21 protein-coding genes are annotated in these 22,535 nt (G+C 72.4%); 9 read left to right on the top strand and 12 right to left on the bottom strand.

Features of this window, described 5'->3' with window-relative positions; genetic code table 11:
• Positions 1-126 precede the first annotated feature (126 nt).
• From ACFVGS_RS11790 to ACFVGS_RS11775, 4 genes are read right to left on the bottom strand one after another with little or no spacing between them, the layout of a single operon-like run.
• Positions 127-1,800 (bottom strand): alpha-amylase family glycosyl hydrolase, encoded by a 1,674-nt coding sequence (locus ACFVGS_RS11790; RefSeq protein ID WP_384413680.1) that lies wholly within the window; start codon positions 1,798-1,800, stop codon positions 127-129.
• Between the two features lie 50 nt (positions 1,801-1,850).
• Complete coding sequence (locus tag ACFVGS_RS11785) at positions 1,851-2,747, bottom strand: sugar ABC transporter permease (protein WP_385692391.1); 897 nt, start codon at positions 2,745-2,747, stop codon at positions 1,851-1,853.
• Positions 2,744-3,766, bottom strand: coding sequence for a carbohydrate ABC transporter permease (locus ACFVGS_RS11780; protein ID WP_384413685.1), 1,023 nt, complete (start codon positions 3,764-3,766; stop codon positions 2,744-2,746). The genes ACFVGS_RS11785 and ACFVGS_RS11780 overlap by 4 nt, the downstream gene beginning before the upstream one ends.
• A gap of 46 nt (positions 3,767-3,812) precedes the next feature.
• On the bottom strand, positions 3,813-5,090 hold the full coding sequence (locus ACFVGS_RS11775) for an extracellular solute-binding protein (protein WP_385692390.1): 1,278 nt from the start codon (positions 5,088-5,090) through the stop codon (positions 3,813-3,815).
• Positions 5,091-5,393: 303 nt separating this feature from the next.
• On the opposite strand from ACFVGS_RS11775, the gene ACFVGS_RS11770 reads away from it, so the two are divergent.
• The gene (locus ACFVGS_RS11770; RefSeq protein WP_384413690.1) at positions 5,394-6,434 is read left to right on the top strand and encodes a LacI family DNA-binding transcriptional regulator; all 1,041 of its coding nucleotides are present in this window, start codon (positions 5,394-5,396) and stop codon (positions 6,432-6,434) included.
• Between the two features lie 87 nt (positions 6,435-6,521).
• The gene (locus ACFVGS_RS11765) at positions 6,522-7,502 is read left to right on the top strand and encodes a phosphatase PAP2 family protein (protein ID WP_385692389.1); all 981 of its coding nucleotides are present in this window, start codon (positions 6,522-6,524) and stop codon (positions 7,500-7,502) included.
• Here ACFVGS_RS11765 and ACFVGS_RS11760 read toward each other — a convergent pair.
• Both ACFVGS_RS11760 and ACFVGS_RS11755 read right to left on the bottom strand, forming a co-directional pair.
• Positions 7,486-9,051: an amidohydrolase gene (locus tag ACFVGS_RS11760; protein WP_385692388.1), complete on the bottom strand. Its 1,566-nt coding sequence runs from the start codon at positions 9,049-9,051 to the stop codon at positions 7,486-7,488. The two genes, ACFVGS_RS11765 and ACFVGS_RS11760, sit on opposite strands and share 17 nt — an antisense overlap.
• Positions 8,961-10,499 carry an APC family permease gene (locus tag ACFVGS_RS11755; RefSeq protein ID WP_385692387.1) on the bottom strand — a complete coding sequence of 513 codons (1,539 nt, stop codon included), beginning with the start codon at positions 10,497-10,499 and terminating at the stop codon, positions 8,961-8,963. Before ACFVGS_RS11755 ends, ACFVGS_RS11760 begins: the two co-directional genes overlap by 91 nt.
• Before the next feature lie 373 nt (positions 10,500-10,872).
• Between ACFVGS_RS11755 and ACFVGS_RS11750 the strand changes: the two genes are divergently transcribed.
• Together ACFVGS_RS11750 and ACFVGS_RS11745 are read left to right on the top strand one after the other, a co-directional pair.
• A complete protein-coding gene (locus tag ACFVGS_RS11750) occupies positions 10,873-11,481 on the top strand; it encodes a TetR/AcrR family transcriptional regulator (RefSeq protein WP_384413701.1) in 609 nt (202 codons plus the stop codon).
• Between the two features lie 80 nt (positions 11,482-11,561).
• Complete coding sequence (locus tag ACFVGS_RS11745) at positions 11,562-12,386, top strand: DUF4344 domain-containing metallopeptidase (protein WP_385692386.1); 825 nt, start codon at positions 11,562-11,564, stop codon at positions 12,384-12,386.
• A 15-nt stretch (positions 12,387-12,401) separates the two neighbouring features.
• Here the strand turns inward: ACFVGS_RS11745 and ACFVGS_RS11740 are convergent, their stop codons facing one another.
• Complete coding sequence (locus ACFVGS_RS11740; protein ID WP_385692385.1) at positions 12,402-15,404, bottom strand: bifunctional [glutamine synthetase] adenylyltransferase/[glutamine synthetase]-adenylyl-L-tyrosine phosphorylase; 3,003 nt, start codon at positions 15,402-15,404, stop codon at positions 12,402-12,404.
• Positions 15,405-15,515: 111 nt separating this feature from the next.
• On the opposite strand from ACFVGS_RS11740, the gene ACFVGS_RS11735 reads away from it, so the two are divergent.
• The gene (locus ACFVGS_RS11735; protein WP_384413710.1) at positions 15,516-15,947 is read left to right on the top strand and encodes a VOC family protein; all 432 of its coding nucleotides are present in this window, start codon (positions 15,516-15,518) and stop codon (positions 15,945-15,947) included.
• Between the two features lie 27 nt (positions 15,948-15,974).
• Here ACFVGS_RS11735 and ACFVGS_RS11730 read toward each other — a convergent pair whose 3' ends face one another.
• The 3 genes from ACFVGS_RS11730 to ACFVGS_RS11720 all read right to left on the bottom strand — a co-directional run bounded on the left by ACFVGS_RS11730 (position 15,975) and on the right by ACFVGS_RS11720 (position 18,088).
• Entirely contained in the window at positions 15,975-16,478 is a 504-nt protein-coding gene (locus ACFVGS_RS11730; protein ID WP_384413714.1) for a GNAT family N-acetyltransferase, read from the bottom strand.
• A 66-nt stretch (positions 16,479-16,544) separates the two neighbouring features.
• The gene (locus tag ACFVGS_RS11725) at positions 16,545-16,688 is read right to left on the bottom strand and encodes a hypothetical protein (protein ID WP_384413717.1); all 144 of its coding nucleotides are present in this window, start codon (positions 16,686-16,688) and stop codon (positions 16,545-16,547) included.
• 38 nt (positions 16,689-16,726) lie between these two features.
• A complete protein-coding gene (locus ACFVGS_RS11720) occupies positions 16,727-18,088 on the bottom strand; it encodes a glutamine synthetase family protein (protein WP_384413771.1) in 1,362 nt (453 codons plus the stop codon).
• A gap of 304 nt (positions 18,089-18,392) precedes the next feature.
• On the opposite strand from ACFVGS_RS11720, the gene ACFVGS_RS11715 reads away from it, so the two are divergent.
• From ACFVGS_RS11715 to ACFVGS_RS11700, 4 genes are all read left to right on the top strand, one after another.
• The gene (locus tag ACFVGS_RS11715; protein WP_384413773.1) at positions 18,393-18,731 is read left to right on the top strand and encodes a hypothetical protein; all 339 of its coding nucleotides are present in this window, start codon (positions 18,393-18,395) and stop codon (positions 18,729-18,731) included.
• Between the two features lie 76 nt (positions 18,732-18,807).
• Positions 18,808-19,482 carry a DUF3105 domain-containing protein gene (locus ACFVGS_RS11710; protein ID WP_384413776.1) on the top strand — a complete coding sequence of 225 codons (675 nt, stop codon included), beginning with the start codon at positions 18,808-18,810 and terminating at the stop codon, positions 19,480-19,482.
• Positions 19,479-20,099, top strand: coding sequence for a DUF305 domain-containing protein (locus ACFVGS_RS11705; protein WP_385692384.1), 621 nt, complete (start codon positions 19,479-19,481; stop codon positions 20,097-20,099). The genes ACFVGS_RS11710 and ACFVGS_RS11705 overlap by 4 nt, the downstream gene beginning before the upstream one ends.
• Positions 20,100-20,234: 135 nt before the next feature.
• Complete coding sequence (locus ACFVGS_RS11700; RefSeq protein WP_384413781.1) at positions 20,235-20,651, top strand: CBS domain-containing protein; 417 nt, start codon at positions 20,235-20,237, stop codon at positions 20,649-20,651.
• Between the two features lie 60 nt (positions 20,652-20,711).
• Here the strand turns inward: ACFVGS_RS11700 and ACFVGS_RS11695 are convergent, their stop codons facing one another.
• Positions 20,712-21,572 carry an alpha/beta fold hydrolase gene (locus ACFVGS_RS11695; protein ID WP_385692383.1) on the bottom strand — a complete coding sequence of 287 codons (861 nt, stop codon included), beginning with the start codon at positions 21,570-21,572 and terminating at the stop codon, positions 20,712-20,714.
• Positions 21,569-22,417: a DUF998 domain-containing protein gene (locus ACFVGS_RS11690; RefSeq protein ID WP_385692382.1), complete on the bottom strand. Its 849-nt coding sequence runs from the start codon at positions 22,415-22,417 to the stop codon at positions 21,569-21,571. The genes ACFVGS_RS11695 and ACFVGS_RS11690 overlap by 4 nt, the downstream gene beginning before the upstream one ends.
• Between the last annotated feature and the right edge of the window lie 118 nt (positions 22,418-22,535).

Genomic DNA, 22,535 nt, shown 5'->3' with positions numbered 1-22,535 from the left:
TCCCCCCCGCCCGACCCGGCTGCCGGTGTCGCCCCGGGGGCAGGCGCCCCCCCCCGCCCCGGCCCGGGCGGGGGCGGCCGCCCCCCGGGGGGGCCCCCGCCCCGCCCCCCCGCGGCAGGGGGATCGTCACACCGCCCACCAGGCGGTGGTGTCGGCGGGCAGCATCGCCTCGTCGTCGACGATCCGGGTCTCCTCGCCGGAGGAGAGGAGCAGCCGGCCGGGCAGCGGGACGGAGATGGCCCGGCCGGTGGTGTTGGCGGTGCAGACGAATCCGTCGCGGCGGAAGGAGAGCACACCCTCAGGTGCCTCCAGCCACTCGACGGACTCGCCCGCACCGAGTTCGGGGCGCTCGCGGCGGACGGCGAGCGCGCTGCGGTACAGCTCCAGGGTGGAGGTGGGGTCGCCGGTCTGCGCCTCGACGCTCAGGCTGCCCCAGGTGCCGGGCTGCGGCAGCCAGGAGCCGCCGGCGCCGAAGCCGTACGAGGAGCCCTCGACGGTCCACGGGATCGGCACCCGGCAGCCGTCGCGGAAGCCGTCCTGGCCGGTGGCCCGGAAGAACGACGGGTCCTGGCGGACCTCGTCGGGCAGGTCGGTGACGTCGGGCAGGCCGAGCTCCTCGCCCTGGTAGACGTAGGCGGAGCCGGGCAGCGCCAGCATCAGCAGGGTCGCGGCGCGGGCCCGGCGCAGGCCGAGCTCGCGGTCGCCGGGGGTGCGCAGCTGGGTGCCGAGGCCCGCCGGGTTGGCGAAGCGGGTGGCGTGCCGGGTGACGTCGTGGTTGGACAGCACCCAGGTGGTGGGCGCGCCGACCGGCTGCATCGCGGCGAGCGAGGCGTCGATCACGCCGCGCAGTTCGGCGGCGTCCCAGTGGGTGCCCAGGTACTGGAAGTTGAAGGCCTGGTGCATCTCGTCGGGGCGCACGTAGTTGGCGGTGCGCTCGACGGTGGGGGTCCAGGCCTCGGCGACGAGGACGCGCTCGCCGTCGTACTCCGAGAGGACCGTGCGCCAGGAGCGGTAGATCTCGTGGACGCCGTCCTGGTCGAAGAAGGGCATGACGTCGTTGCCGAGCAGCTTCAACTGGTCGTGGGCGCCGATGTCGGGCAGGCCCGCGGCCTTGACCAGGCCGTGGGCGACGTCGACGCGGAAGCCGTCGACGCCCATGTCGAGCCAGAAGCGCAGGATGGAGCGGAACTCGTCGCGGACGGCCGGGTGTTCCCAGTTGAAGTCGGGCTGCTCGGGCGCGAAGAGGTGGAGGTACCACTCGCCGGGCGTGCCGTCCGGGTTCTCCGTACGGGTCCAGGCGGGGCCGCCGAAGATGGACTCCCAGTCGTTGGGCGGGAGTTCGCCGTTCGCGCCCTTGCCGGGCCGGAAGTGGTAGCGCTCGCGCAGCGGGGAGCCGGGGCCCTCGCGCAGCGCGCGCTGGAACCACTCGTGCTGGTCGGAGGAGTGGTTGGGGACCAGGTCGACGATGATCCTGAGGCCCAGCTCGTGGGCCTCGCGGATCACGGCGTCGGCGTCGTGGAGCGTGCCGAACATGGGGTCGATGGCCCGGTAGTCGGCGACGTCGTAGCCGGCGTCGGCCTGCGGGGAGGCGTAGAACGGGGAGAGCCAGACGGCGTCGACGCCGAGCTCCTTGAGGTACGGCAGCCGGCTGCGGATGCCCGGCAGGTCGCCCATGCCGTCACCGTTGCCGTCGGCGAAGCTGCGCGGGTAGACCTGGTAGATCACCGCGTCTCTCCACCAGCCCGACTGCGTGCCGGTGGCGGTTGCGGCGTCGGCGGGGGCGGCGAGGTGCTGGGTCATGTCTTCCCTGGGAGGTAAGGAGGGGCGTACGGGTTCGGTGTTCAGGGCCGTCAGCCCTTGACGGCGCCGGCGGACATGCCGGTCACCAGGTGGCGCTGGGCGAAGAGGAACACCAGGGCGGCGGGGATGGCGATGAGCACGGAGGCCGCGGTCATCGGGCCCCACTGGGCGCCGTACTGGTTGACGAACTTCTGCAGTCCGCCGGCGAGGGTCATGTTCTCGTCGCCGACCATGAAGGCGGAGGCGTAGGCGACCTCGCCCCAGGCGGTGATGAAGGAGTAGAAGGCGGTCACCGCGATGCCCGGCTTGGCGAGCGGCAGGATCAGCCGCCAGAAGGTGCCGAACGGGGTGAGGCCGTCGACGTAGCCCGACTCGTCGATCTCCTTCGGGATGGTGTCGAAGAAGCCCTTCATCATCCAGGCGCAGAACGGCACGGCGATGGTCAGGTAGGTGACGACCAGGCCGGTCGAGGTGTTGAGCAGGCCCATCGACGCCATGATGTTGTAGATCGGCACGATGAGGACGGCGACCGGGAACATCTGGGTGATCAGCAGCGTCCACATCAGCCCCCGCTTGCCGGGGAAGCGGAAGCGGCTGACGGCGTAGCCGGTGGTGGAGGAGACGAAGACGCCGAGCAGGGTGGTGAGGGCGGCGACGAGCAGCGAGTTGCCGAACCAGGTGAGGAACGGGGTGTCGTTCAGCAGGTTCGTGTAGTTCTCGAGCGTCGGGTCCTTCACGAAGTCCGTGGTGGTCGCGAACTTCGCCGGCTTGAGCGAGGTCAGCAGCACCCAGAGCACCGGGAAGACGGCGATCACGGAGGCGACGACCAGGCTGACGTGCAGCCCGACGGAGGCCAGCGGCGAGCGGCGGCCGCGGCGCGGGGGGTTGGTCCTGGCCGGGGCCTGGGCCCGGTGCCGGGCGGGGCCGGTGGCGGTTGCGGTGGTCACCAGACTTCTCCCTGCTTGCGGAGGACCCGCCGGTAGACCGCGGCGAAGACCATCAGGAGGATCAGGATCAGCACGCCCCACGTGGAGGACTGCGCGTAGTCGCGCGGGCTGATCTCGAAGGAGAACTTGTAGGCCTGGGTCACCAGGATCTGGGTGGCCTCGCCGGGACCGCCCCGGGTGAGCAGGAAGATCACCGGGAACATGTTGAAGGTCCAGATGGTGCTCAGCAGGATCACCGTGGTGCTGACGGACCGCAGTCCGGGCAGGGTGATGTGCCGGAAGCGCTGCCAGGCGTTGGCGCCGTCCATCTCGGCGGCCTCGTACATCTCGCCGGGGATCGACTGCAGACCGCCGAGGAGGGCGACCATCATGAACGGCACGCCGAGCCAGACGTTGACGGCGATGACCGAGAACTTGGCCCAGGTGGGGTCGTTGAGCCACGGGACGGCGTCGATGCCGCCGCCCGCGAGCAGCTGGTTGAGGATGCCGCGGCGCTCGTCGTAGAGGAAGCGCCAGGCGAAGACGGAGACGAAGCCGGGGACGGCCCAGGGCAGGATGAGCAGCATGCGGTAGACGCCGCGGCCGGCCATCTTGCGGTTGAGCATGTTCGCGAGGACGAGGCCGAGGGCGAAGGTGACCGACACGCACGCCACCGTCCACACCAGCGTCCAGCCGAGGGTGCCCAGGAACTGGCTGCCGGTGAGCGCGTCGACGTAGTTGTCGACGCCGACGAACTCGTAGCTCGCCGGGATGTGGTTGACGCCGATGGAGCGCTCCACATTGCGTTCGTTGGCGTCGGTGAGCGACAGCCAGATGCCGCGGACCAGCGGGTATCCGATGATCACGCCGATCACGAGCACCACCGGGGCGACCATCGCCCAGGCGTACCAGTGGGTGGAGAGGGATCGCCGTACGGCGCCCCGGGATCCACCGTTCCGCTTGCCAGTTCCGCGGCTCCGGCCGCGGGCGCTGTCGCCCGCGGCCTTCGCCACCGACTGGCTGCTGGTGTCCACAGCCATCAGCCGGTCTGCCTTCCTTCGTGCTCCGTCTCCGGCACGGGGTTGGTTACTTCCAGTCCTTCAGGAGCTTGCGGTAGGACTCGCCCGCCGTCTTGGCTCCCTGCTCCGGGGTGCTCTGGTTGGTGAGGACCTTGGTGTACTCGGTGACCAGCGGGGCGAAGAGGCTGCCGCCCTCCGGGATCCACGGGCGCTCGACGGCCTTCTCGACGACCGGCTTGAAGAAGGTGATCATCTCGTTGGTGGCCACCTCCGTCTTGCCGTAGGCGGAGGTACGGGTCGGGAGCAGGCTGAGCTCCTTGGCGACCTGGGCCTGGACCTCGGGCGAGCTCATGTACTCGACGAAGGCGTACGAGGCGTTCAGGTTCTTGGAACCGGCGTAGACGGCGAGGTTGTGGCCGCCCTGCGGGGCGCCCTGGCCGGCGGAGCCGGTCGGGACCGGGGCGATGCCCAGGTTCGCCTTGTCGGCGAACTCCTTGCCGGTGTAGGTGTCGGCGACGGCCCACGGGCCGTTGATCATCATCGCGACCTTGCCGTCCTTGAAGGCGGCCTGCATGTTGTCCCAGCCGTTGGTCGCGTCGGTGATCGCGGCCTTGGAGTCGACCAGGTCCTTGACGGTCTTGAAGGCCTTGACGCCCGCCGGGTTGTCGATGGTGACGGTCTTGGTGTCGGCGTTGACCATGTCGCCGCCCTCGCCGTACAGGAAGGAGAGGAACCAGTAGGCGTCGTCACCGCGCAGGTACAGGCCGGTCTTGCCGGTCTTCTGCTTGATCTTGGCGGAGACGGCCTTCAGCTCGTCGACCGTCTTGGGGACCTCGACACCGGCCTCCTTGAAGATCTTCTTGTTGTAGAAGATGCCCATGGAGTCGATGACCTGCGGCACGGCGTAGGTCTTGCCGTTGTACTTGGTGGACGCGGCGGCCTGCTTGAGGAAGTCGTCCTGGTCCTTGAGGGCCGGGGTGCCGTCCAGCGGGGCGAGGTAGCCGAGGTTCGCGAAGTCCGGGGTCCAGGCGACCTCGGAGCGGATGACGTCGGGGGCGCCGGAGCCGGACTGGGCCGCGTTCTTGAACTTGTTCTGGGCGTCGCCGAACGGCACGTTGACGTACTTGACGGTGACCTTGGGGTGCTTCTTGGTGAAGTCCTCGGCGATCTTCTTGAAGACCTTGTCCTCGGAGCCGACCGTCGAGGTGTCCCACCAGGTCACGGTGCCGGAGAGCTCGCCGGAGCCCTTCGAGCCGCCGTCGTTCGAACCGCTGTCGCTTCCGCACGCCGCCAGGGTCACGCCCAGGGCGGCGACCAGCGCGGTGGCCGCTATGCCACGCCGCATGTGAACTCCTTCAGATGGTCCCGGATGGACGAGGGGCTGGAACCTTCCTCATGCGACCGCTCCCTCGCGGCGCGCCGGGTTGCCAGGAACGTAACAGGGATGAAAACGAGCCGAAAGAGCTTGCGGGAAATTTCTGCAAGACGCGCTGATCGTTACATCCGTGTGTCCCTAAGGTTGCCGACGAGCCGCTTGACAGCTCCCGGGACCCGCCGCCTCTTGCAAGAACTTGCGAAAGCGGGACGACAACGGCCGGAACCCGCGTTCGGTGGGCAATCCGACGCCTGACCGGTACAGTCCACTCCCATGACCGCGCGGCTCGCCGACATCGCAGCCCAGGCGGGGGTCAGTGAAGCCACAGTCAGCCGCGTGCTCAACGGCAAGCCCGGTGTGGCCGCGGCCACCCGTGAATCCGTGCTCGCCGCACTCGACGTGCTCGGCTACGAGCGTCCCGTACGGCTGCGCCAGCGCAGCGCGGGCCTCGTCGGACTCATAACCCCCGAACTGGACAACCCGATCTTCCCCGCGCTCGCGCAGGTCATCGGGCAGGCCCTCACCCGGCAGGGATACACCCCGGTGCTCGCCACCCAGACCCCCGGCGGGTCCACGGAGGACGAGCTCACCGACATGCTGGTGGAACGAGGGGTGGCCGGCATCATCTTCGTGTCCGGGCTGCACGCCGACACCACGGCCGACACCACCCGCTACGACCAGCTGCGCGGCAAGGGCGTCCCGTACGTCCTCATCAACGGCTTCTCCCCCAAGGTCCAGGCCCCCTTCGTCTCCCCCGACGACCGGGCCGCCATGGTGCTCGCCGTGACGCACCTGGCGGCGCTCGGCCACACCCGGATCGGCCTCGCCGTCGGTCCCAAGCGCTTCGTGCCCGTCCTGCGCAAGATCGAGGGTTTCCGCAAGGGCATGCAGGACCGCTTCGGCCTCGATCCCGAGGAGACCGAGGAGCTCGTCCAGCACTCCCTCTACACCCTGGAAGGCGGCCAGGCCGCTGCCTCCGCGCTCATCGCCAAGGGCTGCACCGCGGTCGTCTGCGCGAGCGACATGATGGCGCTCGGCGCGATCCGGGCCGCCCGCCAGCAGGGCCTCCAGGTGCCGAAGGACGTCTCGGTGGTCGGCTTCGACGACTCCCCGCTCATAGCGTTCACCGACCCGCCGCTCACCACCATCCGCCAGCCGGTGCAGGCGATGGGCCAGGCGGCCGTCCGCGCGCTCCTGGAGGAGGTCGGGGGCACCCCGGCCCCGCACAGCGAGTTCGTCTTCATGCCGGAGCTGGTCGTGCGCGGTTCGACCGCCTCGGCCCCGGCCGCCCCGCCCCGGCCCCCTCAGGGCTGAGGTCCGTCGGAAGGTGGACCGGGTGCGCCCCGAACCCGACTGGAGGATGATCGGTCGGGGGGACGGGATCTGGCAGACTCTCCTCCTATGGGTGAAACGACCGTGAAGAGTTTGGAAATCCGGACGACCCCGTCGTCACCCATCGTGGCCGACGGACGGTGGGCGCGGCTGCGCGCCCGCACGCCGCGGCGACCGCGGATCTGGTTCGAGATCCTGCTCATCGCGGTCAGCTACTGGCTGTACTCGCTCATCCGCAACGCGGTGCCCGAGCAGAAGGCCCAGGCGCTGAGGAACGCCGACTGGATCTGGGAGGCGGAGCACTCGCTCGGCCTCGCCTTCGAGCACACCGTCAACCACGCCGTGAACTCGGTGACATGGCTGATCGTGGCGATGAACTACTACTACGCCACCCTGCACTTCGTCGTGACGATCGGTGTGCTGGTGTGGCTGTACCGGTGGCAGCCGGGCCGTTACGCGGCGTTCCGCACGGTCCTGTTCGCGACCACGGGCGTGGCCCTGGTCGGCTACTACCTGTACCCGCTGGCCCCGCCCCGTCTGATGAACGGGCAGAGCTTCGTCGACACGGTGCTGGTGCACCACACCTGGGGCTCGATGGCCTCGGGCAACCTCAAGCACATGTCGAACCAGTACGCGGCGATGCCGTCGATGCACATCGGCTGGTCGCTGTGGTGCGGCGTGACCATCTTCCTGCTCGCCAAGGCGCCCTGGGCGAAGATCCTCGGCCTGGTCTATCCGATGGCCACGCTGGTCGTCATCGTGGCCACCGCCAACCACTTCTGGATGGACGCGGTGGGCGGCATCGTCTGCCTGGCCTTCGGCTTCGCCGTCTCGTACGTCTGGTACGGCTCGCGCCCCCACAAGCTCCCGAAGCTGGTGGAGCCGGCCGCGTCCACGCCGCAGGGCGTCACGCAGGGTGACACGCCGGGCGGCCCGCCCCGGGAGGGGGCGGACCGCGCGTCCGAGGAGACCGCGGCGCGGAAGGCCGGGGCCGGGAAGACCCGGGAAGCCGACGAACGCGACGGGGAGCGGGTCAGCTCCGCCAGGTGACCCGCCCGCCGGCGACGGTGAGGCGGATCGGTGCCTCGGCGGTCTCGTCGGGCGCTGCCTCGGCCGGGTCGAGCGTGAAGGCGGTGAGGTCCGCACGGTGGCCGGGGGCGATCCGGCCGGAGAACCGCTCCTCCCCCGCCGCGAGGGCCGCGTGCGTGGTCATGCCCTCCAGTGCCATCAGGCCCGTCAGTCCCGCCCGGACCGAGGCGGCGCCCCGCGGGGCCTGCGCGGTGGCGAGGACCTGGCGGGCGTCGTGGTGGGCGATGGGCCAGTCCGAGCCGAGGGCGAGAACGGCGCCCGCGTCCCTGAGGTCACGGCAGCGCCAGGCCCGGGCGGCCCGCTCGTCACCGAGCCGCCTGGACCACTCGTCGGTGCGGTCGGCGCGCGTGTAGGCGGTGTGCGGGGGCTGCATCGAGGCGACGACGCCGAGCGCGGCGAAGCGGCCGAGCTGGTCGTCGGGGACCGTCTCGATGTGCTCGATCCGGTGCCGTGGGCCGTCCCCGAGGGTCTCGACGGTGTCCAGCACGTGCCGTACGGCCGCGTCGCCGATCGCGTGGGTGGCGGTGCCGACGCCAGCGCCGTGGAGGTGCCGTACGGCGGCCGAGTACGCGGCCGGGTCGGGCCAGAAGGCGTCGGTGCCCTGGCCGTGGCAGTCGGGGTGCTCCAGCCAGGCGGTGCCGCCCTCGACGGTGCCGTCCATGAAGAACTTGACGCCGCCGACCCGCCACAGCCGGCCGGCCCGCTCCTGGAGCCGGACCAGCTCGTCCAGCTCCTCGGTGCTCGCGCCGGGCATGCACCAGGGGGCGAGGCGCAGCCGGAGCGGCAGGTCGCCGTCGGCCTCGATCGCGGCGAGCAGGCCGGGCACGTCGTGGCCGCCGAGGTCCATGACGTGGGCGCCGGTGAGCCCGGTGGCGGCCATGGCGGAGAGCAGGGCGACGAGCCGGTCGCGGCGCTCGGCGTACGGCCGGGAGGGGAGCACCGGGGTCATGAGGTCCATGGCGGCGTGCTCGTTGAGATGGCCCGTGGGGCGCCCGGAGGCGTCGCACACGATCTCGGAGCGCTGGGCGAAGGAGCGCGGTCCGTCGATGCCGGCGGCTTTCAGCGCGGTGGCGCTCACGAGGGCGGAGTGACCGTCGTAGAGCCGGAGGAAGGCGGGGGCGCCGTCGAGGGCGTCCTCGATCAGGGCGTGGTGGATCCGGCGGCCGGCGAAGACGTTGTGGTCGAGGCCGAAGCCGAGGATCCAGCCGTCACGCCGCTCGGCGTTCCGCAGCGCGGCCCGCAGCCCGTCGAGGTCGGTGACGGCCGAGAGGTCGGTGCCGGTGAACATCTCCAGGCCCCAGACGGGGTGGCTGTGGGCGTCGGTGAGTCCGGGCGTGAGGGTGGCTCCGGCGAGGTCGACGAGCTCGGTGCCGGGGCCGCGCCAGTCGCGGGCGTCGGTGTCGTCGCCGAGGGCGGTGATCAGTCCGTCGCGGACGGCGACAGCGGTGTGCCCGGTCGGTCCGGGGTCGCGGACGCGGGCGTTGACGAGGACGAGGTCGGGTGCGGACACGCGGGATCTCCGGATTCGGTGGGCTCGGCGGCGAAGCCGGCGTAGACCTCGGGGCGGGTGCGGCGGAGCCGGTGCGCGAGGACGAGCCCGAGGAGGAGGACGGCGGGGACGACGGCGAGGAGGACGGTGTTGACGGTGGTGGAGGCGCCGGTGAACAGGTCGACCTTGGAGGCGACCAGCCACAGGGCGACGGCGAGCAGGACGGCGGCCGCGACGGGGGCGACGATGGTGCGCAGGGCGCCTTCCTGGTGCGGGACGCGCCGGAAGTAGCGGACGACGGCGAGGGCGGCGAGCAGCATCAGCGCCATGAGCCCGAGCATCCCGGGGGTGTTCACCCAGAGCAGGAGCTGGGTGTACGGGTCGGCGTCCGCGACGGCGAAGCCGAGGACGACGACGGCGCCGAGCGCGGTCTGGACGAGTCCGGCGACGTACGGGGAGCGGTGGCGCGGGTGGATCCGGCCGAGCGCGGCGGGCAGCACGCCCTCCTCGGCGAGGGCCAGGCCGTAGCGGTTGATGGCGTTGTGGAAGGCCAGGAGCGAGGCGATGATGCTGGTCACGATGAGGACGTGCATCAGGTCGGCGGCCCAGGCGCCGACGTAGGTGGTGATGGCGGCGAAGAAGAGCCCGCCGGTGTCGCCCGCGGCGGCCTCGACGACCTTGTCGTCGCCGAAGGCCTGGATGACGGTCCAGACGACGAAGGCGTAGAAGAGACCGAGGAAGCCGACCGCGATGTAGGTGGCGCGGGGGATGGTGCGGGCGGGGTCGCGGGCCTCGCGGCGGTAGATGACGGTCGACTCGAAGCCGGTGAAGGCCGAGAAGGCGAAGGCGAGCACGGCGGCGGTGCCGGGGACGAGGACGTTGCCGGGGGCGAAGGACGCGAGGGAGAGCCCGTGGGCGCCGCCCTCCAGGAGGACCCCGGCGGCGAGGAGCACGAGTATGCCGGTCTCGGCGACGAGCAGGACGCCGAGGACCTTGGCGCCGAAGTCGATGGAGCGGTAGCCGCCGTACCAGATGAGCAGCAGGCCGGCGAGGGCGATGGGCAGCCAGGGCAGGTCGACGCCCCACAGGGAGTGGGCGGTGTCGGCGGTGGCGGAGCCGAGGAGGCCGTAGACGCCGATCTCCATGCCGTTGTAGCCGACCATGGCGACGAGCGCGGCGGCGATGCCGAGGGGCTTGCCGAGGCCCTGGGCGATGTACGCGTAGAAAGCGCCGGCGCTGCGGACGTGCCGGCTCATGGTGGTGAAGCCGACGGCGAAGACCGCGAGGGTGATGCCGGCGAGGAGGTAGCCGGCGGGGGCGCCGATGCCGCCGAGGACGAGGGCGATGGGGGCGACGCCGGCCATGACGGTGAGCGGGGCGGCGGCGGAGACGACGAAGAAGGAGATGTCCGCGGTGGTCAGGGTGCCGGTGCGGAGGCCGGGCGGCTTGTCGGGGGTGCTGGAGGACATGGGTGGGGAGGCCCTTCCGCGACGGAGACGGGGACGACGGGCGGGAACGGGAACGGGAACGGGAACGACAGGAGCAGGAGGTCGGGACCGGGAACGACGGAAGCAGGAGGTCGGGACCGGGAACGACGGGAGCAGGAGGTCGGGACCCGGGGTGCCGGGACGGGGAAGTCGGGACCCGGGGTGCCGGGACCGGGAAGTCGGGACCCGGGGTGCCGGGACCGGGAAGTCGGGACCCGGGGTGCCGGGACCGGGAAGTCGGGACCCGGGGTGCCGGGACCGGGTTGCCGGAGCAGGAAACCTAAAGCCTTTCGGTTGGCGCAATGTAGCCTCGGGTCCGACGATTCGGGAAGACCTCGACTGGGGGAAAACCTTCATGGGCCGGCCGCGCACGCCCCTCCTCGACCGGGAGCGCATCACCACCACGGCGCTCCGACTCGTGGACGAACAGGGCGACTTCAGCGTCCCGCAGATCGCGCGGGCGCTCGGTGTGCAGACGGCCTCGGTGTACCACCATGTGGACGGCCGGGACGGCATCGTGGAGCTGCTGCGGGAGCGGGTCTGCGACGCCATCGACGACGGCGCCTTCGCGCTGGCGCCGTGGGACGCCGCCATGACCGCCTGGGCCCGCTCGTACCGCGCCGCCTTCGCCGCCCATCCGCGCACGATCCCGCTGCTCACCACCTCGCCGGTGCGCGCCCCGAAGGTGCTCCAGCAGTACGAGAAGGCCGTCGTCCGCCTCCTGGACGCGGGCTTCCCGCTGGCGGACGTGATGCCGGTGATCATCGGCCTGGAGAACCTGGTGCTCGGGTCGGCCCTCGACATGGCGGCGCCCGAGATGATGTGGGAGCTCACCGACGAGACCGCCACACCGCACCTCGCGGACGCCCTGGCCGCGGTCGCGGGCAGCCGCGCCGACGCGGCCTTCGAGCTGGCGCTCGCGGGATACATGGCGCACTGCCGGAAGCTGCTGGACACCCGGTAGAGGCCTATGCTTTTTCTGTGGGGCCCCGCGCGGAACTGATCGGGACGATCGGAGACGGTCGGAGACGATCGGAGGCAAGGATGCTCTTGCTTCGACACGGGGCGACCGCCCTGCTGGCCGCCCTCGCCCTGCTGTCCCTCGGCGTCCCCGCCTCGACGGCCGCGCCAGGACCGGGAGTTCTCGTCGTGAGCTACGAGCCCGGCGAGACGGAGGCGGACCAGGCCGAGCAGCGGTTCCTGCAGCAGAACGAGGTTCTGGAGAGCGCCGCCGCGCACGCCAACGAGCTGATCGGCCTGCCGCGCGACGTGTCCCTCACCGCGCTGAGCTGCGGCGAGGAGAACGCGTTCTGGGATCCCGAGACCGAGACCATCGCCTTCTGCTACGAACTCGCCGGTGCCTACCGGTCGCTGTTCACGGAGCTGAACACCGAGGGCAGCGAGGCCGAACGGAGCCGGGCCGTCGACGAGGACGTCATCGGCATCTCCAACAGCGTGGTCTTCCACGAGTTCGGGCACGCCCTGATGACCCTCTACGACCTGCCCATCACCGGTCGCGAGGAGGACGCCGCCGACCAGCTCGCCACGCTGATGCTCGCCGGGGACTCGCTGCACCAGGAGTACGCGGTCAGCGCCATCGAGGCGTGGGGCGCACTGGCCCTCGCCGCCGAGCGGGGCGACGTCGCCCCGGACCCGGCCGACGAGCACTCCCTGGACGCCCAGCGCTACTACAACGCCATCTGCTGGCTGTACGGCTCCGATCCGAACGCCTACCAGGGCGTCGTGGCGACCGGGGACAATCCGGACGGGGTCCTGCCGGAGTCCCGGGCCTCGCGCTGCCCCGACGAGTTCGCGCAGATCGACCAGGCCTGGGGCACCCTGCTGGAGCCGTATCTGAAGACGACCTGACCGGCCGGGCCGGCGTCAGGCCCCGTAGAACAGCTCCTCCATGACCGCCCGCGCGCGGCGGGTGACACGGCGGTAGTCGTCCACCATCTCGCCGACGTGGCCGGGCCCGTAGCCCATGTAGCGGCCCACCGCCGCCAGTTCGCGCGGCTCGGACGGGAAGGTGTCGCCGGGCCGGCCGCGGACCAGCATCACCGCGTTGCGCACCCGGCTGGCGAGCACCCAGGCCTCGTCCAGGATCTGTGCCTCGTCCGTCGCGATGAGGCCGGCCGCGTGGGCGGCGGCCAGGGCCTCGCGGGTCCGGGGAGTGCGCAGGCCCGGCTCGGCCCAGCCGTGCCGCATCTGGATCAGCTGCACGGTCCACTCGACGTCGCTCAGCCCGCCCCGGCCCAGCTTGGCGTGGAGCGTCGGGTCGGCGCCGCGGGGCAGCCGCTCGGTCTCCATGCGGGCCTTGAGCCGGCGGATCTCGCGCACCGCCTCGTCGCCGAGGCCTTCCATCGGGTAGCGCAGCGGGTCGACGAGGTCGACGAACCGCCGGCCCAGCTCGACGTCGCCGGCCATCGGTTCGGCCCGCAGCAGGGCCTGGCTCTCCCAGACCAGCGACCAGCGGCGGTAGTAGGCCTCGTAGGACTTCAGCGTCCGGGCGAGGGGACCGTTCCTGCCCTCCGGGCGCAGATCGGCGTCGATCAGCAGCGGCGGGTCGGCGGTGGGCAGCTGGAGGAGCCTGCGCATCTCGGTGACGACCTGGTTCGCGGCCCGCGCCGCCTCCTGCTCGTCGACGCCCTCGCGCGGCTCGTGCACGAACAGCACGTCCGCGTCGGAGCCGTAGCCGAGTTCGTGCCCGCCGAAGCGGCCCATGCCGATCACCGCGAAGCGGGTCGGCAGCTCGTCGCCCCACCCGGCGCGCACGGCGGCCCGGAGCGCGCCCGCGATGGTGGCCGCGTTGAGGTCGGTGACGGCCTGCCCGACCCGGTCGACCAGCGCGCCGGGATCGGGTTCCCTCGGGCTGTCCTCCGTGCCGTACGAGCCGATGAGGTCGGCCGCGGCGGTGCGGAACAGCTCCCGGCGGCGCACCCCGCGGGCCGCGGCCACCGCGTGTTCGGCGCCCTCCGCGCGGCCGACCGCGGCGAGCACCTCCTGCTCCAGGTGGTCCCGGCCGCGCGGCTTCAGGCCCTCGGGGTCGCCGAGGATGGCGACCGCCTCGGGTGCGCGGAGCAGCAGGTCGGGCGCGAGCCGGCCGGCCGAGAGGACCCGGGCGAGGTTCTCCGCGGCGGCGCCCTCGTCGCGGAGCAGCCGCAGGTACCAGGGCGTCTTGCCGAGCGCGTCGGAGACCTTGCGGAAGCCGAGCAGTCCGGCGTCCGGATCGGCCGAGTCGGCGAACCAGCCGAGCAGCACCGGCAGCAGCGTCCGCTGGATCGCGGCCTTGCGGCTGACTCCGGAGGACAGGGCCTCCAGGTGGCGCAGGGCGGCGGCGGGATCGGCGTAACCGAGCGCTTCGAGCCGCTGTCCGGCGGCCTGCGGGCTGAGCCGGGTCTCGCCGGGGGCGAGCTGGGCGACGGCGTCGAGGAGCGGCCGGTAGAACAGCTTCTCGTGCAGCCGGCGCACCACGGCCGCGTGGCGCTTCCACTCGCGGTTCAGCTCGGCGACCGGGTCGGTGCGCAGTCCGAGGGAACGGCCGAGGCGGCGCAGGTCGTCCTCGCCCTCGGGGACGAGGTGGGTGCGGCGCAGCCGGTACAGCTGGATGCGGTGCTCCATGGCGCGCAGGAAGCGGTAGGCGTCGTCGAGCTGGGCGGCGTCGGCGCGGCCCACGTAGCCGCCGGCGGCGAGGGCGGCGAGCGCGTCGAGCGTGGTGCCGCTGTGCAGCGAGGCGTCGCTGCGGCCGTGCACCAGCTGCAGGAGCTGCACGGCGAACTCGACGTCCCGCAGGCCGCCGGGGCCGAGCTTCAGCTCGCGGTCGATCTGCGCGGCGGGGATGTTGTCGACGACCCGGCGGCGCATCTTCTGCACGTCGGGAACGAAGTTCTCGCGCTCGGCGGCCTGCCAGACCAGCGGGGAGACGGCGTCGATGTAGGCGGCGCCGAGCTCGGCGTCGCCGGCCACCGCCCGGGCCTTCAACAGGGCCTGGAACTCCCAGGTCTTGGCCCACCGCTGGTAGTAGGCGAGGTGGGAGGAGAGGGTCCGCACGAGCGGGCCGTTGCGGCCCTCCGGGCGGAGGTTGGCGTCGACGGGCCAGATGCTGCCCTCGACGGTGGTCTCCGAGCAGATCCGCATGAGGTGGGAGGCGAGCCGGGTCGCGGCCTGGAGCGCCTTGGCCTCGCCGCCGTCCCGGGCGGCGGCCTCGTCCGCGGCCTCGCCGACGAAGATCACGTCCACGTCGGAGACGTAGTTGAGCTCGTTGCCGCCGCACTTGCCCATGGCGATCACGGCGAGCCGGCACTGCGCCGCGTCCTCGGGCGCCGCCGCGCGGGCGAGGCGGAGCGCGGCGCGCAGGGTCGCGGTGGCGAGGTCGGCGAGCTCGGCGGCGGTCTGGGCGACGTCGGTGGTGCCGCACACGTCCCGGGCGGCGATGGACAGCAGGCAGCGGCGGTAGGCGATCCGCAGCGACACCAGGTCGGTGGCCTCGGCGAGCCCGCGCTCGAACTCGGCGACACCCGGGTGCAGATCGGCGGCCTCGTAGGTGACCAGGGCCTGCCAGTCGCGCGGGTGGCGGGCCAGGTGGTCGGCGAGCGCCTCGGAGGTGCCGAGCACGCCGAGCAGCCGGTCGCGGAACGGCTTGGCGGAGAGCAGGGTGGTGGTGAGGGCCGGGCGCTCGGCCTCCGGCTGGGCCTCGACGAGCCGGACCAGGCCGCGCAGCGCGAGGTCGGGGTCGGCGGTGGCACCGAGGGCGTCCAGGAGCACCGAGTCGCCGCGCAGCGAGGCGAGCTCGTCCAGGTCGAGCAGCCGCTCGGCTGCGGACGGATCGGTGAATCCGTGCCGCAGCAGCCGGGTGAACGTGCTGCTCCTGCGTCCCGGCACCGTCATCCCGCCGCTCCTCCACCGGTCGATCGAGCCCCGGCCCGAGCCTATCCGGCGAACCGGCTCCCGGGCGTGCCGGGGAGCGCGGGGCGGGTCCCTGGCGGCAGAATCGGCGGCATGAACTGGACCCTCGAAGTGGTGGCCGTTCCCGTCGCCGACCTGGACCGGGCGAAGGAGTTCTACGGCGAGAAGCTCGGCTTCACGGTCGACCTGGACCAGGAGGTGGCACCGGGCACGCGCATCATCCAGATCACCCCGCCCGGCTCGCGCTGCTCGATCTCCCTCGTCCAGGGCATGCCGCCGTTCCCGGGCACCGGGGTCATGGCCCCCGGCACCCTGCACGGCCTGCAGCTGTGCGTCACCGACATCGAGGCGGCGCGGGAGCGGCTGGTCGCGGCGGGGGTGCACGCGACGCCGGTCATGCACGTGGGCGCATCGGGCTGGGAGGCCGGCAAGGGCGGCACCTGGAACTCGTTCCTGACCTTCCGGGACCCGGACGGCAACGGGTGGTGGGTCCAGGAGGCGCCCTCGGAGCTGTCGGAGCGCTGAGGACCCCGTTGCGCGGAGGACACGGCGTCAGGCGGCGAACACCAGACGGTAGTTGCGCACGCTCTCGTCCTCGCCCTCGTACGCCATGCCGGCCGCCTCCATCACCCGGTGGGAGGCGACGTTGTCGAGGTCGGCGTCACCGCGCACCGCCGTGGCGCCGGCCTCGCGGGCGCGGCCGATCAGCGCGCGCAGCGCCTCGGAGGCGTAGCCCCGTCCGCGCGCGCCGGGCACGAGCCCGTACCCGACCGTGACGACCCCGCCCTCGTCCGGCGGCCCGTGGAACCCGATCCCGCCGATGGTGGTGCCGTCCGCCAGGAGCTGTATCCGGTACGGCCGGTACGCCCCGGGGTCGCCGCGCTCGGCGACCCCGTTCAGAAAGCCCCGCGCACTGCGGGCGTCCCCGTCCTCGGGATACCCCTCGGCCCACCGGTCGCCGGCCCCGGGCACGCCCTCGACGATCCGCCGGGCGTCGTCGACGGAGAGCGGGTGCAGCAGCAGCCGGTCCGTCTCGATGATCTTCGCGTCTGTCACGGGCGCAGTGTCGGACCGCCCCGCCTCCGCGCGCAACGGAATTCACCGCCGCCGGCCGGCGTCCGGCTAGCCGAAGACGAGGTCGCCCAGTTCGTCCAGCCAGTAGCGCACCCGGTGCCACCGCCTGCAGAACCGCTTCGGGCGGCCCCTGCGGCGCTCGTCCAGCTGCCGGTGGCAGTGCAGACACCGTCGCGCGTTCCGCTCCCCCATGGCCCTCACTCTCGTCCCCCTGGCCCTTGGACCGGCGCCTACAGCACCGGCAGGTTCTTGCGCAGCTCGAAGGCCGTGACCTCCGAGCGGTACTCCTCCCACTCCTGCTTCTTGTTGCGCAGGAAGAAGTCGAAGACGTGCTCGCCCAGGGTCTCCGCGACCAGTTCGCTGCGTTCCATCAGGGTGATGGCCTCGCCGAGGTTCTGCGGGAGGGGCTCGATGCCCATCGCGCGGCGCTCGGCGTCGCTGAGGGCCCAGACGTCGTCGTCGGCGCCGGCCGGGAGTTCGTAGCCCTCCTCGATGCCCTTGAGGCCGGCCGCGAGGAGGACGGCGTAGGTGAGGTAGGGGTTGGCGCCCGAGTCGATGGAGCGGACCTCGACGCGCGAGGAGCCCATCTTGCCCGGCTTGTACATGGGGACACGGATGAGCGCGGAGCGGTTGTTGTGGCCCCAGCAGATGTACGCGGGGGCCTCGCCGCCGGAGCCTGCGGTGCGGCCGGAGCCGCCCCAGATGCGCTTGTAGGAGTTGACCCACTGGTTGGTGACGGCCGCGGTCTCCGCGGCGTGCCTGAGCAGGCCCGCGATGAAGGAGCGGCCGACCTTCGAGAGCTGGTACTCGGCGCCGCTCTCGTAGAACGCGTTGCGGTCGCCCTCGAAGAGGGAGAGGTGGGTGTGCATGCCGGAGCCGGGGAACTCGGAGAAGGGCTTCGGCATGAAGGTGGCCTGGACGCCCTGCTCCAGGGCGACCTGCTTCATGACCAGGCGGAAGGTCATGATGTTGTCGGCCGTCGAGAGCGCGTCCGCGTAGCGGAGGTCGATCTCCTGCTGGCCCGGCGCGCCCTCGTGGTGGGAGAACTCCACCGAGATGCCCATCGACTCCAGCATGGTGATGGCCTGGCGGCGGAAGTCCATGCCCACGTTCTGCGGGGTGTGGTCGAAGTAGCCCGAGTTGTCGGCCGGGGTCGGGCGCGTGCCGTCCAGCGGCTTGTCCTTCAGGAGGAAGAACTCGATCTCGGGGTGGGTGTAGAAGGTGAAGCCCAGGTCCGAGGTCTTGGCAAGGGCGCGCTTCAGGACGTAGCGCGGGTCGGCGAAGGACGGCGAGCCGTCCGGCATCAGGATGTCGCAGAACATGCGGGCCGTGCCGGGGGCCTCGGCTCGCCAGGGCAGGATCTGGAAGGTGCCGGGGTCGGGCTTGGCGATCATGTCGGACTCGTAGACGCGGGCGAAGCCCTCGATCGCCGAGCCGTCGAAGCCGATGCCTTCGTCGAAGGCCTGCTCCAGCTCGGCGGGCGCCACCGCGACCGACTTCAGGAAGCCGAGCACGTCGGTGAACCACAGACGCACGAAGCGGATGTCGCGCTCCTCGAGCGTACGGAGCACAAATTCCTGCTGCTTGTCCATTTCCACACCCATCCTCGCTGGTCAGGCCGCCTGCTCCCACCGCCTCGGGCACTTCGGGGGGCGCCTGAGCATCCCACCACATGGTTTCGTGCACGTTGCACACCCATACTGCCTGCTCCGCTGTGACACAGGTAACGGGGGAACGGCCGAAAAGCGGCGGTCGTGCGGCGCCCTCCCGGTACCCGCTCGGCGAGGACCGGTACCGACGGGTACCCCGTTCGGCCCACGGCCCCCCCTTCTGGCACTACGATCTGCGCCCATGGGGGGCCCACGGCGCACACGCCCGTCCCGGAACCCGCGTCCCATGGCACTGGCGAGTGCCGTGGCGACGCTCCTCGGCGCGCTCTTCCTCTGTCTGGGCGCCGGCGACCCGGCCGAGCGGGCCGAGCACGAGCGGGCGACCGTCCACGTGACCCAGGGCGACCGGTACGTCCAGTACGCCTGCCCGTACGACCGGGGCGACTGCTCCCTCTTCCCCGCGCTCTCCCCCGCCGTGCTCAGCGCGCCGCCGCTCGACCCGCCGCTGCACGCGGAGGGCCGGCTCCCGCGTCCCGGGGCCTCGGCCGACGACGGCCGGGTGCTCCTGGCCGGCGCACGGCCCCGTGCGCCGGACCTCCACGTCCTTCAAGTCCTGCGGACGTGAGCGGCCGGGCTTTCCGTCACGTTCGTTCCGTTCCGCGACCCCCCGCTTTTTCTCACTTCAGAAGGACGACATCACCATGGCGAACCGTTCCACCACCGCCGACCGCCGCGCCCGGATAGAGGAGATGCGCCGCGCCGAGCTGGCCCGCGAGCGCCGCAACCGCGTCCTCACCATCGGCATCAGCGCCGTCGTCGTGCTCGGCCTCGTCGGCTTCGGCGGCTGGGTGATCAACAAGGAGAACACCAAGCAGGAGCAGCAGGAGGCCGCCGCCAAGGCCCCCATCAAGGACGAGAAGTCCTGGGACGCCAAGAAGCTGACCCGCAACCACGTCCAGACCCCGGTGAAGTACGAGATGGTCCCGCCGGTCGGCGGCGACCACAACCCGGTCTGGCAGAACTGCAACGGCGACGTCTACGACAAGCCGGTCAACGACACCAACGCCGTGCACTCCCTGGAGCACGGCGCGGTGTGGGTGACGTACAACAAGAAGGCCGCCGCCGGCGACCTCGACAAGCTCAAGGCCAAGGTCAAGAAGACCCCGTACTCGCTGATGAGCCCGGTCGACAACCAGTCCGGCGCGATCATGCTGAGCGCCTGGGGCAAGCAGGTGACCGTGGACGGCGCGGACGACCCGCGCGTGGACGCCTTCTTCACCAAGTACGTCAACGGCCCGCAGACGCCGGAGCCGGGCGCCGCCTGCACCGGTGGCGTGGGCGCCGAGGGCCAGGGCGGCGCCGGGATGGGCCAGTGAAGCTGAACCGGACGCAGTGGGCGTCCGTCACCGCCGTGGCCCTGGCGGTGCTGTTCGCCGGCGGCGCGGTCACCGTCGCCTCCGCCGACCGGGACGAGGCCCCGCGGACGCCCACGGCGGAGTCGGCCGACGCGGGCTTCGCCCGTGACATGGCCGTCCACCACCAGCAGGCCGTCGAGATGTCGTTCGTCGTCCGCGACCGGACGAAGGACGAGGAGGTCCGCCGCCTCGCCTACGACATCGCCAACACCCAGGCCAACCAGCGCGGCATGATGCTGGGCTGGCTCGACATGTGGGGCCTGCCGAAGGTGCAGTCCGGCGTGCCGCCGATGACCTGGATGGGCATGGGCGTCGACACCGGCGAGGACGGCGAGCTGATGCCGGGCATGGCGACCCGCGCCGAGATCGAGCAGCTGCGCAAGGCCTCGGGCCGCGAGGCCGAGGTGCTGTACCTGAAGCTGATGACCGAGCACCACAAGGGCGGCATCCACATGGCCCAGGGCTGTGTGGAGCGCTGTGTGCCGGGTGTCGAGCGGGATCTCGCGCAGGGCATGGTGGACGCCCAGGAGTCCGAGATCAAGCTGATGGCGGACATGCTGAAGGCGCGCGGCGCGTAGCCGCCGGGACGGCGCCGGGCGACGGCCCCCGTGACCCTCTGCGGTCGCGGGGGCCGCGTCGTGACCGGAGAATGGGAGCGCTCGGGGACACGTACGACCGCAGTACGACGACGTTCTACGAAAGGTACGCACCCCATGACCACGGCTAGGGACATCATGCACCGGGGGGCCCAGTGGGTCCCGGCACACGAGACGCTCGACCGCGCCGCGCAGATGATGCGCGACCTCGACGTGGGCGCGCTGCCCATCGCCGACGAGAACGAACGGCTCTGCGGCATCATCACGGACCGCGACATCGTCGTCGGCTGTGTGGCCATGGGCCACGACCCCGCCAGGATCACGTGCGGTGAGATGGCCCAGGGCACCCCGCGCTGGATCGACGCGGGCGCGGACGTGGGCGCGGTCCTGGAGGAGATGCAGAGCCACCAGATCCGGCGGCTCCCGGTCATCGAGAACAAGCAGCTGGTGGGCATGATCAGCGAGGCCGACCTGGCCCAGCACCTGACGGACGACCAGCTGAAGGCCTTCTGCGAGCGCGTGTACGCCTCCTGACGGGCCCTCGGCTCCCCGCCTCTCGGCTCCCCCTCGATTCCCCTCGCCCGGCTCCCGCGCTCAGCGGCCCGCGTCGAGGACCGCCCGGGCGATCGCGTCCGGGCGGTCCAGCATGACCAGATGGCCCGACGGTCCGGCCGCCTCGTAGCGGGCGCCGAGCCGCCGGGCCAGCGCGCGCTGGCGCCGCTCCCAGCGGGCCGAGCCGTCGGGTGCGGCGAGCACGGTGACGGGCAGTCCCGGCGGCAGCCGGGCCCGCTCGCGCAGGGCGAGCAGCTCGGCGGCAACGGCGCCGTAGCGGGCGTTCTCGTCGAGGGTGCCGCGCAGCACGCGTGAGGTGCGGTAGACGCGGCGGACCTCGGCGGGCGGGGACGGGTCGGGCCGGCGGTGGGAGGAGAGGCGTACGGTCAGGGCGCGGCCGGCGGGGCCCAGCGCGGCCGGGACGCCCGCGGCGCAGAGGGTGGCGCCGAGCGCCCGGGCGAGCGCCGGCGCGGTGCGGGAGGGGCGGGGCCGCTCCTCGACGGAGGAGTCGACGAGCACGAGCGCCGCGGTGCGGGCGGGGTGGAGCCGGGCGAAGGCCTCGGCGTGGAAGCCGGCGATCGAGTGGCCGACGACCGTGACGGGCGCGTGGTGGGGGCCGCCGCGGCCGGTCCGGGCCGCCGGGGCGTCGAGGACGGCGTCCAGGACGGCGGCGATCCGGTCGGCCTCCGCGGCGGCGGTGCTCGGCGCGGCGGAGGGCTGGGAGAGGCCGTGGCCGGGGCGGTCGAAGCGGACGACGGTGCGGTGGGGGGCGAGCAGGGGGACCACCGGGTCCCAGTCGAACCAGCTCATGCCCAGCCCGGCGGCGAGCACGCACACCGGTCCCGAGCCGTCGACGACGACGTGGTGGGCGACGCCTCCGATCCGTACGAACGTGGCGGTCACCGCGGCTCCTCGTCCCTGGTCCTCCTGGCGGCCGCTCGCCCGGCCCTCGCCCCGGCCCCGGCCCCCGCCCCGGCTCCTGCCCCCGCCCCGGCCCCGGCCCCGGCCGCCTCCCTTGCCACCGAGCCCGCGAGGACCGCGAGCCACACCGCCACGAGCAGCACCTGGAGGCGCTGTCCGGCGCCGAGCGACCAGGTGCCGCGGCCGGCCTCGAAGGCGGCGACGGCGGCCAGCGTCCAGGCGGTGGCGGCGAACTCCAGGAGGACCAGGGCGGGTCCGGTGCGGGCGAGCGGCGACCGGATGCCGTACCGCCGCGCGGCCGCCGTCAGCGCGACCATCGCGGTCAGCGCGCCGAGCATGGCGAGGGTGGAGCTGACGGCGTGCGCGGTGTGGGTGGCGGGCACGAGCCCGGCCGTCTCCCGGGCGGCGCACTCGGGATCGGCGGTGGGCGTGCAGCTGAGCGGCAGCCGCGAGTCGGCGACGGTGGCGGCCCCGAAGACGGCGAGGGCGAGCCAGCCGACGACCGTCCAGGGCCGGTGCGAGCCGGCGGAGGCGGGGCGGTCCGTCCGGCCCGGGCCCGCCGGACGGGCCCAGAGGCCGGCGAGGGCTCCGGCGAGGGCTCCGGTCAGGACGAGGAGACCGGCCGTCAGGTCCGTGGCACGGAACAGTCCGCCGAGCGGCTGGTCGGCGGCGGCGAGTTCGGAGACGTAGGTGCGGACCGGGTCGAGGCCGGTCCGCACGACGACTTCGAGGACCCAGGCGGTGTACGCGAGCGCGCCGAGGCCGAGCAGCGCGGCGGCGGCTCGGGTGAGCCTCGCGGCGTTCGGCCTCGCGGCATTCCTGGACACAGTGGGTCGAACGTCAGGGTGGGGCCGCGGGTTCCCGGCGTCCCTCGTCATGGGCCCATGCTCGACGGGCCGGACGAGGTGCGCATGTCGGTGGAAAACAGGGGGAAACCGCCGGGTC

Source organism: Streptomyces sp. NPDC127114 (assembly GCF_042677525.1).
Lineage (GTDB): Bacteria > Actinomycetota > Actinomycetes > Streptomycetales > Streptomycetaceae > Streptomyces.
The sequence above is the reverse complement of the archived record's forward strand: the minus strand, read 5'-3'. Positions and strand labels throughout refer to the sequence as shown.